Origin of the sequence: Mesorhizobium sp. M2A.F.Ca.ET.037.01.1.1, from assembly GCF_003998075.1 — a bacterium.
Classification (GTDB): Bacteria; Pseudomonadota; Alphaproteobacteria; order Rhizobiales; family Rhizobiaceae; genus Mesorhizobium.
The window spans coordinates 1-15,917 of sequence record NZ_RZSA01000025.1 but is presented as its reverse complement, the minus strand read 5'-3'; the positions used below and the strand labels follow the sequence as shown (position 1 = coordinate 15,917).

The following is a 15,917-nucleotide window of genomic DNA, read 5'->3' as shown; positions in this document are numbered from 1 at the left end:
GTCCGGAACCGCTGGCGGCGGCGGGGCGGCTTGCGCCGGCTCAGTGGGCGCCGCCACGCTGGCGCGCTCGATGGTGACGGGCGTCGAGGGGTTGAGCGCCAGCAACTCTCCCGCCGTCGCGTCGCCTTCATCGGTGATCAGCACCCGCAGCCCGAAGAAGGCCGCCGTGACCAGCGTCGCCGCGGCGGCCGCGACCGCCCAGAGCGGCAGCCGCGCCCTCGGCTTCGGCAGCGCCGCCGCCATGCCTTGCCAGTGGGGCGAGATGTCTTCGCCGGCGCGCGGCTTGAAGTAGCGCAGCGTGTCGTAGACGTCGCGCCGGACGCGTTCGAGCGTATCCCGTTCCTTGGCCAGCCCGCGATACTGGCCCTCGAACCCCAGCGACAGGCAGGCATGCATCAGTTCGAGCAGGTCGTAATGCGCTTCCGGCGTGGCGAGGATGTTGTTGAGGGCTTCGTAGAAACCGGCGCCGGTCGGTTGGGTCTGAAAGAACCGTGCCATCAGGGCGTGCTGAAGCCAACTGTCCTTGCTTGGCCAGGGCAGATTGCCGACAAGGTCGTCGGCGGTTTCGCAAAGCGCGAATTTGGCGATCCGTGCGTCTTCCTCGGCCACGCCTGCCTTCGCGATAGCAAGGTCGAAGGTCTCGATCGCGTCGGCGATATGCTCCGCCAAGGGTGCGGCTTGTCGGTCGACCGGCATCAGTCGCAATTGACCGAGAAGCATCAGCAGCGGTGCCGCCGCGGCAAGGATCGGGTTGGCGGCAGCGTATTTCACGCCGGAGGCGGCATCGAGCAAGGCATCCTGCTGCACGCCCGGCGCCGCATTCGCTGCGGTGCCCGGAGTTGGCCCTTGGAAGAGCACGGTTCCGGACGACCAGCCGGTAGGTATCTGCCGGCCGCCACCGGGATCGAACACCGTCGCTTCGCGGGAAGGCGATAGGGCTGGCCGCACGCTTTCGGGACCGGGCTTCTCCGCAGCCGCAAGCGGTCTCTGCTTCGGTCGCGGCGCGCGGATGACGGTCTTGTCCACCGGCCCGGAGGGGTGGTCCTTCGAGCTCATCGGCGGCCCCCCGCCTTCAAGCCGCAAGGGGCATGTTTTCGGCTGGGGAAACGCGTTTCAGGCTGAACCTCGGCGGCGGGCCGCTTGGAAAGGCTCATCTCGCCGAAACATGACATTGCTGCACACGCCCCAAGCCTCGCCGCCTTGCCCGCCGGGCTGGCGTCCTTGTGCATTCTAGTCGCCCGGATACCCAATTGAAACGGGCCGCCGATTGAAATCCGGAAGCAAGATGCTCGAAGCGGCCGCTTCTTCTATGAGGCCCGTCACATACGGCCGGCGTGGTCCGTGCCTGTACGGCTATTTCTGCTTGTCGGCCTTGGCGTAGGCTTCGGCGAAATAGGCGAGGAAGACATCCAGCATGCCGTTCTCATGCTTGTCTTCCATCGCCCGCCATGTCGCGACGAGCGCATCCCAGGCCTGGCTCTTCCTGGACGAGAAGGACGCAGGCGGAATTTTCTTCGCGATCGCCTCCGGCGACAGGTCGTCGAGCAGCCGCGACAGCGCCGCCTGCATGGCGGCATAGGTTGCGATCTCATGGGCCTTCAGGTCGCGGAACGCATCCTCGATGCTGCGCCTGGCATCGAGATAGCCCGCCCTGCGCTTAGCGAACATGATCTCCAATATGTCGTCGGTGCCCGGCACGAATTTCAGCGGGTTGTTGTCCTCGGCGCCGATCATCGTGCGGTTCGCGCTCTTGGCGAGCACCTTCGCCGCCGCGCGCGCCTTGAGCAGCAGGGACAGTTGCTCGACCGTGGTTCTCAGCACCGCGCCGATCTCGGCCGCGACGTCGTGAGGATCGCGCGACTGCAGCAAGTCTGGAGCGATGCCCGCCGCCCTGGCGATTTCTCGCAACATCGCATCCGCTTCCGCGGGCCGGTTGGCCGGGACTGCCGGCCCCGGCTGTTGCAACGCAGAGGATGTCGAGACGGGCGCCGGCCCGGACGGTCGCTGCTCCGCCGGATTGAGGAACGGTTCATGGCCGGGATCCAGCGGCCGGCCAGTCGAGGGCGGCAGCTCGCGCTGCGTCGATCCGGTCCTGGTCTGCGGATGTCCGGTCGCGGCTCTCTCGTCTTCGATCGAAACGCCGACGACATAGCGGCCGATCAGCAGCCGGTCGCCCTGTGCCAGCCGGTGCGGCCCGGCCATGCGCTGGCTGGAGCCGTTGACGAAAGTGCCGTTGCGCGAGAGGTCGTAGAGCCAGAACGAACCCGCCTGGAAGCGGACCTCGCAATGGCGGCCCGAGATGAACTTGTCCGGATCGGACAATGTCCAGTCGCAATTCTCGCGGCCGATCTCGAAGCTGCGGTCGCGGGCGGCATAGCTGGCGGCGGTGCCGGCCGGCAGCCTGTCGACATTGCTGATCTGGAGAGAGATGAACATCCGGAAGCGTCGCCGAACTTGGTCAACAAATGCTTATCTGTCGCGCAATTCCGGGCGGAAAACCATTGAGCGCCGTTCCGGAATTGCTCTGCTATTCTAGCAGCTTGCAAGCCGAGCGGGAGAGGAGCGTTTCACATCGGCGCGTGGGCGCGCTTTAGCCATCGCTATTATTTGGCCTCCCTCAAACATGTGCTAGGCTGACGCGGATACGGTGCGGTGAACTCGAACGCTCCCGAACGTGATGCAGTTAATAGAGCGGGGGTTTCAAACCATCACACTGGCGGCCGCGTCGAGGAGGGGCACGACCCATGCCGAACGAACGTGCCACGGTTGTACAGACGCCGGCTGGCTCCGACCTGACCTTCACTCATCTCATCGGCCGCGATGAGATCAGTCGCTGCTTCGCCTATACCGTCGGCTTCGTCTCGAAGAACCGCGACATCGACCCGCTGAAGATGCTGGGCGGCGTCGTTTCGGTCGAGGGCGAGTCCGATCCGAAGCGCTGGTTCAGCGGCCTCGTGTCGGATTTCAAGCTGACCCGCATCGAGGATCGGCTGGCTTTCTACGAGGCGACCGTCAGGCCGTGGCTCTGGTTCCTCGGCAACACCACCGATTGCCGCATCTTCCAGAACATGACGGCGGTGGAGATCGTCGAGAAGATCTTCTCGAAATATGGCATCGCCAAATTCGAGAAGCGGCTGCAGGGCTCCTATCCCCAGCGCGAATATTGCGTGCAGTATGACGAGAGCGATCTCGATTTCGTACAGCGGCTGCTCGAGCACGAAGGCATCTTCTATTTCTTCGAGCATGACGAGGGCAAGCACACGCTCATCCTCTGCGACGCGATGAGCAAGCTGAAGCCGGCGCCCGGTTACGAGAAGGTGCTTTACAACTTCGAGGGCCAGGCCTCGCGGCGCGATGTCGAATACATCACCGAATGGATACCTGGCAGCGCGGTGCGGCCGGGCGCCTATGCCCACACCGACTATGATTTCGAGAAGCCCGGCGCCGACCTGATGGCGAAATCCGCCCAGCCTTTCGCCCACAAGGAAGCGTCCGGCGAGAACTATCGCCAGCCAGGCGCGCATCTCGATGTCGGGCGCGGCGACAAGATCGCCGGAATCCGCCGCGAGGAGCTTCAGGCCGTGCACCAGCACAGCACGGCCGTGGGCACGATACGCGGCCTTTTTTCCGGCTGCAAGTTCACGCTGGAGAGCTTTCCGCGCGACGACCAGAACCAGGACTATCTTGTGGTCAGCGCCGAATACCGGCTGTTCGACCCGGGCTACCGGACCCAGAACGAGGCCCACAACGAGAATTTCAAGGTGGTGCTGGGCGTGGCTCCCACCAAATTGCCCTATCGCCCGCCGCGCATCACGCCGCGGCCGATCATGCGCGGCCCGCAGACGGCAACGGTGGTCGGCCCCTCGGGCGAGGAAATCTTCACCGACAAATATGCCCGCGTGAAGGTGCAGTTCCATTGGGACAGGCTCGGCAAGAAGGACCAGAACTCATCCTGCTTCGTGCGCGTCTCGCAGACCTGGGCCGGCAGCAACTGGGGCTTCATCCAGATCCCGCGCATCGGCCAGGAGGTCATCGTCGATTTCATCGAGGGCGACCCGGATCTGCCGATAATTACCGGCCGCGTCTACAACGCCTCGCAGATGCCGCCCTACGGGCTGCCGGGCAACGCCACGCAATCCGGATGGAAGTCGAATTCCTCGAAGGGTGGCGGCGGCTACAACGAGCTGATGTTCGAGGACAAGGCCGGCTCCGAGCTGGTCAACTTCCAGGCCCAGAAGGACCACCATTTGCTGATCAAGCACGACCGCAACAAGACGGTCCAGCACGACCAGTCCGACCGCATAGACCACGACGCCAAGCATTCCGTCGGCCACGACCTCGACGAAGACGTCGGCAACAACAAGACGGTCAAGATAGGCGTCGACCAGACGACGAATATCGGCAGCAACGACACCGAGACGGTGGGCAAGGACCGCTCGCTGACGGTGATGGCGAATGAGACGATCCACGTCGTTTCGAATTCGACCGAGAACATCGATGCGAACCATTCGCAGACGGTGGGGCTCAATCAGACAGTCACGGTGGGCGTGGCGCGCGTCGATACGGTGGGAGCGGCTGAGGCGAGGACCGTTGGGGCGTCTCAGACTAATACGATCGGCGTGTCACGATCCGTCAGTGTCGGCACGAATCAGAGTCACGATGTCGGTTCTGCGGATAGCTGGAACATCGGGGCGGCCCAAACCGTCAATGTTGGAGCCGATCAGAGTTTCACCGTCGGAGGGGCACACACTTCACAGATAGGCAAAGGACGCGATTCCAAAATTGCCGAGGATGACGCCACCGAGGTCGGAGGTGCGCGTTCCCTTAAAATCGCCAAAGGTAGCTTGGTGGAGGTTGGGGAGGACGGTGCCATTAAGATCGGCAAGGACCTGCTTATTGAGGCCGGCGACTCCATTGTGATCAAGTGCGGGTCTGCGGCAATCTCAATGAAGAAAGACGGAACTATCAATATCGAGGGCAAGGATATCTCGGTAAAGGGCTCCGGCAAGATCAACGTGAAGGCGTCAAGCGACATCACGATGAAGGGTTCGGAGATAAAACAGAACTGAGGGCGGCTGGATGACCAAGACCCGAAAGCGGATCGATGGGGTGGTGATAGGAGTGTTTCTGGGTTTCGACGACGAAGCGCCGCTCGTTGTATTCCCAGGCAATGCGAGCGAGACCGCTGTGAGGGCGCGAAGCCTGTCCGAAATCAACTCCCAAATGGTCGGTTCCGAAGTTGCGCTATTGTTTGAAGAGGGGGACGTTCGTCGGCCCTTAATCGTCGGACGTATTGTGGAGCCAAGCCGCAAGCCACAATTGCACGTCATACGCGACAGCAAAGAAGTCAAGATCGTAGGAGAAGAGCGGGTAGAACTTCGCTGTGGCAAAGCCACGATCATCATGGAGAAAGATGGCCATATCACCATCCGCGGCACTTATGTTACGAGCCACGCCAGCGCCGCAAATCGTATCCGTGGCGGCTCGGTGAATCTGAATTGATGGCAGCGCCAGTCCTGCGCGATATTGTCCGACAGCACGCCGAAATGGCGGCTTTCCTTTGGACGATTTACGACCATCACCTGCTTAATCCCGACGAAAATCCGGAGATGGACGAAGTACGTCTTGCCCGCCTGGTCGAACGGTTGGATGCGCATCTTGATGGTCTGCGGGTTGCCGGAGATCAGGGCAGAAAAATTGCGCAGGAGCGCTATGAGGAATTCCCTGAAGCCGGAGAACTCTTCGTGTTACGCATGCTGGCTGCCTCAAAGCCGATCCAGATTGTGGATTTGGACCTCATCAAAGTGAGGCAATATCTGGCGGTGACGCTGAGGCGGAAACGGCTTTAGCGATAGTTGCTCATGTCGACCGTTCGCAGAAAGATGTTGCCGTCATAGCCCAATTCGAAGCCGGACCACTCAGTGCCGTCGAACAAGAAGAATTCGTGCCACCCCGCGACAACAAGAAACTCCTCGGTCGCCGACATCGTAAAGCCTTGCTCCGTTTCCAGCAGCGGCACGAGTTGATGTCCCTTCTGCACGGAAACGCCATAGCTCGTGTCGGACCAATATCTTTTGCCGCGAAATTCGCAAATGTCGTAGTAGTCGACCTCGTCAGCTTTGAGGGCAATCAACTGGCTGTCGCGCAACTCGTAAGCCGCTCCGTTTGCGCCGCCAATATATACCTCACCTTGGGAGCCAGCTAGGACGGTCTTGAAGTTGTCCTCGACGCCCAAATCGATACGATCCCAGCGCCGCCCGTTGAGTCTCAGGAGAATCCCTCGGTCGCCGACGCAATAGATTGGCTGATTCTTGCGGCCATGGATATCGTTGAGCACAGCCTGCTCAAAGGTATCCAACTGACTCCATTGGCCACGCTCATGCACATAGCTTACGCCAAGATCGCCGATCGCAAAGACCCGGTCGCGCGATAGGCCCCACAGGCGCGTCAGCGCGCCTTCGGGCAGTTCCTCGCGTGATGCCGAGTCCGGCGGAAGGTCGTGGATGATCCCTCCAAGCTCAAGCGCAATATGGTCTTGCGGGCCGAAACTGATATGCGAGCGGATTGCGTCCTCGATCTGGAGTCGTGCATTGAAGCGGATGGTTCGCCCCATCTCGATTTCCAGGAGATAGGACCGGCTGAATTCGTCATCGGGGTCGCTCAACTCGAAACTGGCGCTGAAACGACTGCCACCGTGGTGGAAGCCGTCCACGGCCTGCACATCGATTTCTTCCGGGTCAAAGTCGGCTATGGTTTCGGGCTCACGCATCACTTCTTCCTTATCGGCTTGTTCAGCAACTCGGCGTGGGTTGGCTTGGGCGCCCTTGCGCAATCAACGAGGTAGTCGAGAAGCACGAGCTTCAGGCATTCGAGTGCATCCTTCTTTTCTTGTTTGGTGCAGCTCTGCAGCTTCTCGTGATGGTCACCAACTGCCTGCTGCACCTCCTTGATAGCATCGCCCAAAGTCGGACTGCGCTTCTTCTTCAGGAAATCGCGAACCCTCTTTGTTTTTTTGTGGTGCGGCGAGTCGCGTTTCGATCCAGATCCGGACTTGCGATAACCAGTCTTGGTCTTCTTATAAGATTCCATGCAGATGCACGGCGCGGTGTCGACATCGTAATTGCCCCAGCCAGAATAATTCTGGCCGCCGCGACTCCTCTGGAACATTTGATTCTCGAAGCAGTGCTCGGACTCCGTTGGATGCGCGCAATCAGAATCCTTGTGTTGATGGACGTAAATCCCGACATTGTTCAATATTGTTGCGCAATCCTGCCCGTTGACGGTTATGGCCGCTGTATGAGGCCAGGTGACCGTGTTTCCGGTTGGCGATGCATGGTTGTTGGTGGCCAGATCCGTCATGCGTATGACAGGTTCGCCATCGAATTTCACATCGTTGGACCATGAGTTGAAATAGCCCTTTCCTGTATTTTTTGAGGTGATGACGCCTTTCTTCGCGGCGCAGCCGGCTTCCGTGCCGGATGTTCTGGACAGGTCGGATTTGTTCTTGATGTTGACGGTCTTGCCGCCGATCTTGACAGTGCCGGTGCCTTGCTCAGTGTCGCTCGCCATTCCAAAGCTGGGATAGGGGATGGGTACTCCAGGCGGAGTCGCGGGATTTTCCGGTGGTGTGAAGCAGACGTCCGGGAATGCGGCGATGGTCTGGGCGTTCACAGCCTTGCCGGAGATTTCGAGGCCGTTGGCGAACACTCCACCCATTATGCTGCCCTCGATGCCACGATGGCTGCCCCGCAGGCGCCGGCATCGTTCGATGCCTCGATCAAGACCGGATTGCCAGCAGCATAGCCCTTGCGCGCGGCCGTGAAGGCCATGCCGAGCATCAGCGGCACCACGGCTGCGCCGACATTGCCGAGAGATTCCCCGGGTGACCAGATATCTTGAAACTCATGTCTTCCCCGTAGCAAGCGCAGGCTGGCCAGCGCGCTTTGCTTGAACCAGTACTGCTCTCCTACGAGGTCGGCTATCCGGTACCCGAGGCGGTTCATTTCGATCCCGGTTTCCTCAAACGCCGCGCGGTAGGCGGCCGTCATGCCGTCGGCTCGAAATGGCAGATCCTCGGCGTTGTAGATTGATGCATTTTCACGTGACAGCCCGAGACCGAACAATCGAATTCCTCTCTGTTGGCCTTGCGTGCAGATAATGGCGGCCGCCGCCTCGCCAGGTATGAACCCGTTAGGATTTTGAGCGGTTAGGAGTCGGTTGCGCGAAAGATAGTGGGCGACTGTCTGGCTTGTCAGATAGCTATCGACACCAGCAATCATCACATAAGGCACCTCGCCTGACGCCAGCAGCCGGCGTGCATGATCCAATGCGACAACGCCTGAGGGTCGCCCGTGCGCTATTGTTCTGGAACTTGGGTGCGGTTCCAACTCGACGATTTCGGCAATGCGCCGGATCAAGACGGAATTGTCGCTGACTGCCCGGCCCGGCCGGTCTCCCTCAGGAAGGCAGAGGATCAACGCAGTTTGGCCGCGCGCCTCCGGTATACGTTCGAACGCTTCGCAAATGGCACCGGCCGCTAGATGCGCCATGCGTCTGTCGCCGACCCAGTTGCGAGGAAGCGTTATCGGAGCACCGGTCAGCCATTCGCCAGCCGCGCCCCTGATTCGCGTTTGCTGGAATCCGTCAACCCGTGCCCGCATTGCCGCGCAGGCCGATGGCGCGTCGAGGCCGACAGCTGTGACCATGCCGATGGAAACGATATCGAGCTTCGCACTCATGCAGCTTTGCTCTCTTGTGCTGGGACGATGCGGTTGATGCGGATGTATCGTTTTCCCTTGTTCCTTGCTCTCAGCATTGCTGGCGTCGGCGGCCCAACCCAGCACTCCGAGAAATCCAGGATGGTCCGCTGGATGCGCTGCGAGACACGCCAGACCAGTGAGAAACGCCGATTCTCAGTATCGAGAAGGACTGTGTCTGGAAGTACGTCGGCCGCGTAAGCTATCTCCCTGCCCTTAAACAATGTCATCTGTAACGCGGTAGACGGCAGCCGAAAGCTGACGCGCTCCTCGGGCGTCAGGTTCATCAGCACCACTTCCTCGCCGCCGCGCGGGTGGTCGATTTGCTGGTCCCGCGGCGCCATCTGGAAATAGCGCTCGTCGAAATCCTCAGGCAAGAACGGGAAGACGTTGTCGATCCAATTCTGGTCATACGTTCCGCCATATTCGATGCGGCCGGGCCAGCCGCGGCCCATCGGCCCGAAGCTCATCGGCTTGTAGTCTCCGAAGGGTGAGCGGATTTCCTCGTCGATTGCCTGCGTATTAGGTAGCCGCAGGCCCGGAATGAGGCGCTGGTTCCTGGTGCGCGACCAGCCGGTGCCGACCGGGTTGTGCTTGTAGCTGGCGGGCAACTGGTCCTCGGGGTCGAGCCGGTCGACGCCGCCCCAGGCTACGTCGTAGGAAATCGGCAACTTCAGGAAGGGCTGCGGCGCCGTGGCGGTGAACACCGGTCCTATAGCCCGCCACTCACGGTGCCCGACGACTTCGAAAAGCTTCGACCAGTTGCCGATCTTGATGCCGACCGGCACGCGCTCGGCTGGGCGCCCTCCCGGCGCATAGGCGCAGCCATTGGCGATGACATCGCAGCGCGGCTTACGGAAGGCGAAATCCGTCTCCCACAGCGTCGCCGAATAGCCCGGCACGCCGGTGTGCGTGTCGGCCATCACCAGCGGCACCTGCTCGGCCGATTTTTGCACCAGCCCGCCCGGTTTCGTCGGGAAATCAAAGGTGCCCTTCACCACCACCACCAGCCACTCGTGGCCGGCCTTGTCCATGCCCATGGTGAACTGGTGCGGATAGCCCATCTGGTTCCAGATCTGCATCAGCTGGTCTCCCAGCTTGCGGCGAAGATCTGCTCGAGCGTCGCTTGCGGCGCCTGCGGATCGATGTCGAAGACATCCGTATGCGCCGTCCACGCCACGAAGCCGTCGATGACATCGCCCTCGCCGTCGACAGGCGGAACGGACAGGGCCGCAAGCACCGCGTCCAGTTCGTCGGGTGTCAGCTCTCCGCGCTGCGCGGCCAGCGCCGCATTCTCGATCCCTTCGAACCACGCGTCTGCATAAGCCAGCTTGAGGGGTGCTTCGGACAGCCTTGCGACGACGCTGAGCGGGAACCGCCTGCCGACTCGGTCGGCGCTCTGCAGCACGATACCCGCCGAGGCACCGAAGGAGCCGGGGCCGGCCAGGAAGCGCAGCGCCGTGCCCATTGGCCAGGTCTCGAGCCCGAACAACGGCACGATGTGCTGCGCCAGCCAGCGGTCCCACACACGCACGAAATCGCCCGGCAGCCGCCGCGTCACGAAGTCGCCGGCGGCAGGCATCTTGCCGTAGCAGCCGGGCAGGGTCAGATCTGCGGCGGACATGTGAACTTCTTGAACATCTCTAACGTGTAGGGGTTCTCGACGCTGGCCGCCTTGAGCTCGAAATCGGCCCACATCCCCTTGGTGCCGAGCCGCAGGCTGTAGACGTCGGTGAGCTTGGTCGCGTTGAAGCGGCCGCCGCGCAGCATTCTCAGCAACGCCCAACTGCCGGTTTCGTTGAGCATCACTTCTGGCGAGCCGTCGACCGGCTGGAAGGCGAGCGAGATTACGCCTGTGCCGTCCTTGCCTGGCCACGTCATCGGCTGCGGCCTCGTCGCGTTGTTGTAATAGACGAGGTTCTGGCCATCGAGGTTGAGCGTCACCCGCGCCACGTTGGGCGACAGGTCCTTCGGCTCCAGCGTGAAATTCATCACTGGCCCGGTGCCGCCGGGGAACAGGTCGTCGCGGATGTGACGCGCCTGCTCGAAGGCTGCCAGCGCCGCTGGATCGAGGCCGAAATCGGCGCGCCATTTCCACGGCTCGCTGGCGGTGTCGACATAGTTGATCAGATGGTCGTTGGTGAAGGCATCGATCAGGCCGGTCGGCCCGAACAGCCGCTGGAAGTCGCGCACATTGACGTCGACGGCGCTCTCCGGGCTGAACGGATAGCGGTTGTTGAGCGCCGCCTGGCAGAAGGGCAGGATGTCGGCGCGCCAGATGGCGTTGAGCTCGTTGGTGACGGCCTTCTGCGACAGGCCGCTGGTGTCGCCGGCAATGCCGCCCAGCCAGTCGTTGATCGGCGAGGGCAGGATCTGCGCCTGCCTCGCCACTGCGCCCGTCAGTTCGGCCAGCCCACCCTGCTTCTTGATGGCATCCTGCGGATCGGGGTTGGCGGTCACGGTCTGCAGCACATTGGACAGCGCCGTCAGCGCCACGACGGCGGCATCGAGCGCCGGCGGCTGGCCGTCGACCTGCGCGATCGTGCCCTTGAGCGGCTTGAAATGCTCGGCCACCAGGCTGCCGGTCATGTCGACCTGATCGGCCGAGCCGGCGCGCGGCAGCAACTTCGCTCCCGTCTTCACCACCTTGCCCAGTTTGCCGAGCTTGCTCAAAAGCTTCGAGCCGGTCTTGGCGGCGCCGCCGCTCTTGTCGTCGGCCGCCGCGTCGTCGGAGCGGGTGAGGTCCGTCTCCTGCACCACGGCCGTCAACAGGCGCTTCAATGCCGAGTCGGCGCTGGACAGATCCTTGAGGTTCTCGCTGGCGACATTGAGGTCGGTCAGCGGCGCAAGCCGCATGTCGCGCAGGAAGGAATCCCACTGCGCGATATAGTCGTCGTAATAGAGCTTCAGGATATCTTCCGACAGCGCCGACACCGACGTCTCCGAATTCTCCGAACAGCCGCCGGCAAACACGGCGCGGTCGAGCGCTGCCTGGCCGGCGACATCCTCGACCCGGTCGAGAACGGCGTCATGGAAACCGGCATAGGTATAGGGGCCTGGAACGCCGACGCGCAGCGTCTTGTCGGAGCGGCGCGCGAACACCTTGGCGCCGTTCGGTCCGGCGAAATTGGCCGGCACCCATTCCTTGACCGCCGCCACTTCCGGGTCGGCCAGAAGCTGCTTATAGGCGCGCTCCGGCAGCGAGATCGTGCACACCGTCTTCAGCGCCTCGGCGACCAGTTCCTTGTCCGGGGCGATATAGCTGTCGTCGACCGCCATGCGGCGGATCGCGGCAAGCTGGTGCTCTTCGGCGTCCGCGGTGGGGAAGGGCGGCGCGGGCGCGAATTGCGGCAGGCTGTTCACCCACCAGTTCTGCACGAAATCGGTGTCCATCTGCGACAGGCCGGTCATCATGCGGTAGGTCTTCAGCGCGCCGAGCATGAAATCCGGGTCGCGGATCTGCCGCCACATCGTGGCTTCGAGCAGCGCGACCATATGCGGCTCCAGCACGTTGCGCAGCGCATGGTCGTAAGTGTCGGTCTGCGCCCGCACCAGCTCAGCCGAAGCGGTTGGGCCGAGCAGATTGTGGACGGCATCCGGCGGCGCGGTTCTCGCCGCCGCCACCGCGTCCATCGCCGCCAGCGCGCCGTCCATGGTCGGCTGCTCGACCGCGGCCGGCATGGCGGCGACGTCGGTCAGCGGCTGCTGCAAAGCCTCGAACTGGCCCGCCTGTTCGGTGATCGCATTGCGGTTGTCGAGATAGGACCAGGTGAACAGCCCGCCGGCGAGCAGCGCCGCGAGCGCGCAGGCCGCTGCCGCGCCGCGCCAGATCCAGGCGCGGCGACGCTGCGCCAGCGGATCGAACGTGCCGAGGCCGGCCTCCTTGAAGATCACTTCGGTAAGCAGATTGCGCAGGAAGAAGCTGCGCTTCTCGACGCGCGCCGCCGCCATGGCGCGACGCGGCGGCAGTCCGAAGGATGACGACAGCGCCGCGGTCAACCGGTCGATCGGCGCGCCTTCCTGTGTCGCCGAGGTCAGATAGAGGCCGCGCAGCCAGGCGGCTTCCTCGTAGCGGCTCTCGCCGAACATCGCCTCGACCAGCACCTGGATCGGCTCGGACAGGCTCGCCAGCTGCGCCGGGAAACGGAAGATCTCGGCGCGCTGGCCAAGCTTGTCCTCGTCTTCCAGCCGCGGCACCAGCCGCCGCTCCAGCTCGGCGGCGAGCCTGGCGAGCTCCGTCTGGATGGTGCCAGCGTTGACGCGGGCGTCGAGCGGAAAAGTCGTCCCCCACACCTGCTCGCGCGCCGTCGTCGACAGACCGCCGAAGAAGGCTTCGAAGCCTTTGATCAGGTCGGCCTTGGTCAGCATCAGGTAGACGGGCAGGCGGATCTCCAGCCGGTCGTTCAGCTCCGCCAGCCGGCGGCGGATTTTGCGGCCATGCGCCTTGATCGCCTCGTCGCCCTCCGACAGCGCGTCGATCGACAGTGCGACGATGACGCCGTTCAGCGCGCGGCGGCCCCGGTGCTTCTTCAACAGGTCGAGGAAGCCCAGCCATTCCGTCGCGTCGACATCCGGCTGGCTCTCCTGCTGGACATAGCGGCCGGCGGTGTCGATCAGCACCGCGTTCTCGGAAAAGAACCAGTCGCAATTGCGCGTGCCGCCGACGCCCTGCAGATCGTCGGTGAGGTCGATCGGGAAATTGAGTCCCGACTGGCGCAAGGCCGTGGTCTTGCCGGTGGCCGGCGGACCGACGATCACATACCAGGGCATCTCGCGCAGAAATTTCCGGCCGCCGAGCTTGCGCCGCTTGAGCTCGGCCATCACCTCGCCGAACTTGGCGCCGACGGCCGCGACGCTCTCCTCTCCAGGCGTGAGCTGCTTTTCCTGAACAGGCGCCGCGATCTCGGCGACGAACATGCGGTTGGCGCGGATCGCGCGGCGCTGCGCGATGATCAGCCAGATCAGCCACAGGATGATCAGCCCGGCGATGATGGCGATGCGCACATTCTCGGACTCGAACGGCGCGTAAGGGCCGACCTGCACGATCGGCCCGAACACCCAGATCAGCAGTGAAAGCAGCGCGATGCCGATCAGCGTCCACAGGAAACGCGATGTGATGACAGCCCAGAGGAAGCGCAGGATGAACATCTCAGAGCCTCTTCTCGACCAACACCTCGACGCGCCGGTTGAGCGCGCGGCCTTCCCGAGTGGAATTGTCGGCCACCGGATCGGTTTCGGCGCGACCCTCGGATGAGATGCTCTCCGGCGGCACGCCGGCTTGCACCAGAAGCTTGGCTATGGTCTCGGCGCGCGCTTCCGACAGGCGCTGGTTGCTGGCAAGCGGGTTCGACTTCTGCAGGCGCACATTGTCGGTATGGCCGATGACCGTGATCTTTCCGATCAGCTCCTTGTTGTCGAGGATAACCTTGGCGATCGACGCGATCAGCGGCTCGTAACCCTCGGTCAGCGTCGGCCGCGACGACTGGAACAGCTCGGGATTGGAGGATTGGATGATGAGCTTCGCCAGCGAGACGCTCTCGGTGCCGCTGAGCGCGCCTTTGAGGTCATCCGGCGCCGCGGCCTTGAACTCGGGCAGCAGCGCGAAATCGACCGGCTGCGGCGCTTCGGGTTCAGGAGCATCCTGCTTGGGCGCGGCGCGGGTGACGTCGCCGCGCGAGGCCGGCGGCAGCGTGCGCACCAGCGCGGAAAGCTCGACCGCCTGGCTGCTCAGGCCCATCGACAGGCCGACATAAGCGGCAGCGGCGACGACAATCGCGGCGAGCGCCATCACCCAGATCGGCACGATGAAACGCTGCGGCTCGTCGGAGGCGATCACGCCTTTCCAGTTCGGCGACAGCGGCGAATCCTCGGCATCCGCATTGCGCAAGAAGCGCGCCGCGGCTACCCGCACGGCGTTGAGCGAACGGTCGCCGGCGCGGCCGGGCACCCGGTATTTGCCGCGGAAGCCGAGCGCCAGGCAGTAATATTGCAGCTCCAGCATCTCGCGGTCGCGGTTGGGATGCCGCTCCAGCTCGTCGAGCCGCGTGAAGAACTGGGTGCCGGCATCGACGTCGCCGCGCAGCATGACCACAAGCGGCTGGCGCGGCCAGGCGCTGGCGCCGCCCCATGGCGTGTTGAGTGCGAGATCATCGAGCAGCGCCGCCACGGCCCAGGCCGCCTGGTCCGCGCGCTCCAGCGATGAGCCCGCGGCAACAGCGGCGTCGCGCGCCCGCACCAGCTCGTCGAGCAGGCGCGTGCGCATCACTTCCGGGTTCTCCGGCGCCAGCGCGCTTTCGAGCTCCGGCGCGAATTCGAGCAGCGGGGCGAAGATATTGATCAGCGTGTTGGGATGGGCGCGCGCCCGCTTGACCGGCGCGCCCGGCGCCAGCGGTGCCATCGGCCGGGGCGCCGCACCGGTCAGCCGGATGCGTGTGCGCTCGCGATCCTCCGACAGTCCGAAGGGATCATCCCGGCTCATGGCCTCACCTGTTCACCGAATAGCAGTCGACCTGCGGCTCGCTCGGCAGCACGCCGGAAACGCCGATGACGAAGCCCGGCGCGTCGAGCAGCGAGGCCCAATGCTCGCTCTTCTGGTCGAGCTCCAGGCACAGCCGGTCGCCGTCATAGGGGATCTCGCGCGGCTGCGAATGCAGCGGCTTCAGCGGAATGCCGGGCAGGCGTGACTTCCACAGGCCCTCGAACTGGTCGGCCGAGCCGACCGTCGCCTGGTTGACGAAGATCTTGCGCAGTGCGTCTTCCGAAAGCTCGGAGCCGACGCGGATGACGATGCGGCTGGCGACCAGCAGCTTCGGGTTGTCGATGCGCACCTTCCAGACATTGGTCGCGTGTCGCATGACTGGAAGCGCGCGCGATTTCGGCTCGATGTAGCGCAGGCTGAGGATCAGCGAACGCAAGGCGTCGGCCAGCGCCATATAGGCGGGGCCGGGCGCCATGTGGTCGTAGGCCGGCAACTCGCCGAGCCGCCGCGAGCTCGAGCCGTAGGTGGCCATCTCGCCGGCGAGGCCGGCAAGTTCGAGATAGAGCTCGGCCGGATGGAAGACGTCCTGCGCCAGCATATGCGCCAGCCGCGGCCGCGCGGCATTGGCGAGGTGCAGCATCAAAAGGTCCTCGACGCTGCGGCCGGCCCCGCCCATCACCATC

Annotated in this window: 13 protein-coding genes; 3 read left to right on the top strand and 10 right to left on the bottom strand. The window is 63.4% G+C overall.

Going from position 1 to position 15,917, the window contains the following annotated elements; translation table 11 throughout:
- Together icmH (EOA27_RS02765) and tagH are read right to left on the bottom strand one after the other, a co-directional pair.
- Nucleotides 1-1,056, bottom strand: a 1,056-nt coding sequence (gene icmH / locus EOA27_RS02765) for a type IVB secretion system protein IcmH/DotU (RefSeq protein ID WP_145970247.1), incomplete at its 3' end; no start/stop codon positions are given.
- Nucleotides 1,057-1,353: 297 nt separating this feature from the next.
- Nucleotides 1,354-2,436 (bottom strand): type VI secretion system-associated FHA domain protein TagH, encoded by a 1,083-nt coding sequence (gene tagH, locus EOA27_RS02760; protein WP_126079282.1) that lies wholly within the window; start codon nucleotides 2,434-2,436, stop codon nucleotides 1,354-1,356.
- Nucleotides 2,437-2,744: 308 nt separating this feature from the next.
- On the opposite strand from tagH, the gene tssI reads away from it, so the two are divergent.
- The 3 genes from tssI to EOA27_RS02745 are packed head-to-tail and all read left to right on the top strand — an operon-like array spanning nucleotide 2,745 to nucleotide 5,849.
- The gene (gene tssI / locus EOA27_RS02755) at nucleotides 2,745-5,069 is read left to right on the top strand and encodes a type VI secretion system tip protein VgrG (protein ID WP_126079281.1); all 2,325 of its coding nucleotides are present in this window, start codon (nucleotides 2,745-2,747) and stop codon (nucleotides 5,067-5,069) included.
- A gap of 10 nt (nucleotides 5,070-5,079) precedes the next feature.
- Nucleotides 5,080-5,502 (top strand): DUF6484 domain-containing protein, encoded by a 423-nt coding sequence (locus EOA27_RS02750; RefSeq protein WP_126079280.1) that lies wholly within the window; start codon nucleotides 5,080-5,082, stop codon nucleotides 5,500-5,502.
- A complete protein-coding gene (locus EOA27_RS02745) occupies nucleotides 5,499-5,849 on the top strand; it encodes a hypothetical protein (RefSeq protein WP_126079279.1) in 351 nt (116 codons plus the stop codon). The genes EOA27_RS02750 and EOA27_RS02745 overlap by 4 nt, the downstream gene beginning before the upstream one ends.
- On the opposite strand, the gene EOA27_RS02740 is transcribed toward EOA27_RS02745, so the two are convergent.
- The 8 genes from EOA27_RS02740 to tssK all read right to left on the bottom strand — a co-directional run.
- Nucleotides 5,846-6,769, bottom strand: coding sequence for a hypothetical protein (locus tag EOA27_RS02740; RefSeq protein ID WP_126079278.1), 924 nt, complete (start codon nucleotides 6,767-6,769; stop codon nucleotides 5,846-5,848). The two genes, EOA27_RS02745 and EOA27_RS02740, sit on opposite strands and share 4 nt — an antisense overlap.
- The gene (locus tag EOA27_RS02735; protein ID WP_126079277.1) at nucleotides 6,769-7,716 is read right to left on the bottom strand and encodes a DUF4150 domain-containing protein; all 948 of its coding nucleotides are present in this window, start codon (nucleotides 7,714-7,716) and stop codon (nucleotides 6,769-6,771) included. Before EOA27_RS02735 ends, EOA27_RS02740 begins: the two co-directional genes overlap by 1 nt.
- Nucleotides 7,716-8,738, bottom strand: coding sequence for a 3-oxoacyl-ACP synthase (locus EOA27_RS02730; protein WP_126079276.1), 1,023 nt, complete (start codon nucleotides 8,736-8,738; stop codon nucleotides 7,716-7,718). Before EOA27_RS02730 ends, EOA27_RS02735 begins: the two co-directional genes overlap by 1 nt.
- A complete protein-coding gene (locus EOA27_RS02725; protein WP_126079275.1) occupies nucleotides 8,735-9,838 on the bottom strand; it encodes a DUF2169 domain-containing protein in 1,104 nt (367 codons plus the stop codon). The genes EOA27_RS02730 and EOA27_RS02725 overlap by 4 nt, the downstream gene beginning before the upstream one ends.
- A complete protein-coding gene (gene tagF, locus EOA27_RS02720) occupies nucleotides 9,838-10,380 on the bottom strand; it encodes a type VI secretion system-associated protein TagF (RefSeq protein ID WP_126079274.1) in 543 nt (180 codons plus the stop codon). Before tagF ends, EOA27_RS02725 begins: the two co-directional genes overlap by 1 nt.
- Nucleotides 10,362-13,904 (bottom strand): type VI secretion system membrane subunit TssM, encoded by a 3,543-nt coding sequence (gene tssM, locus EOA27_RS02715; protein ID WP_127255392.1) that lies wholly within the window; start codon nucleotides 13,902-13,904, stop codon nucleotides 10,362-10,364. Before tssM ends, tagF begins: the two co-directional genes overlap by 19 nt.
- Nucleotide 13,905: 1 nt before the next feature.
- Nucleotides 13,906-15,234 carry a type IVB secretion system protein IcmH/DotU gene (gene icmH, locus EOA27_RS02710; RefSeq protein WP_127255390.1) on the bottom strand — a complete coding sequence of 443 codons (1,329 nt, stop codon included), beginning with the start codon at nucleotides 15,232-15,234 and terminating at the stop codon, nucleotides 13,906-13,908.
- Nucleotides 15,235-15,238: 4 nt separating this feature from the next.
- Nucleotides 15,239-15,917: type VI secretion system baseplate subunit TssK (gene tssK / locus EOA27_RS02705; RefSeq protein ID WP_189561945.1), on the bottom strand; the 679-nt coding region annotated here is incomplete at its 5' end.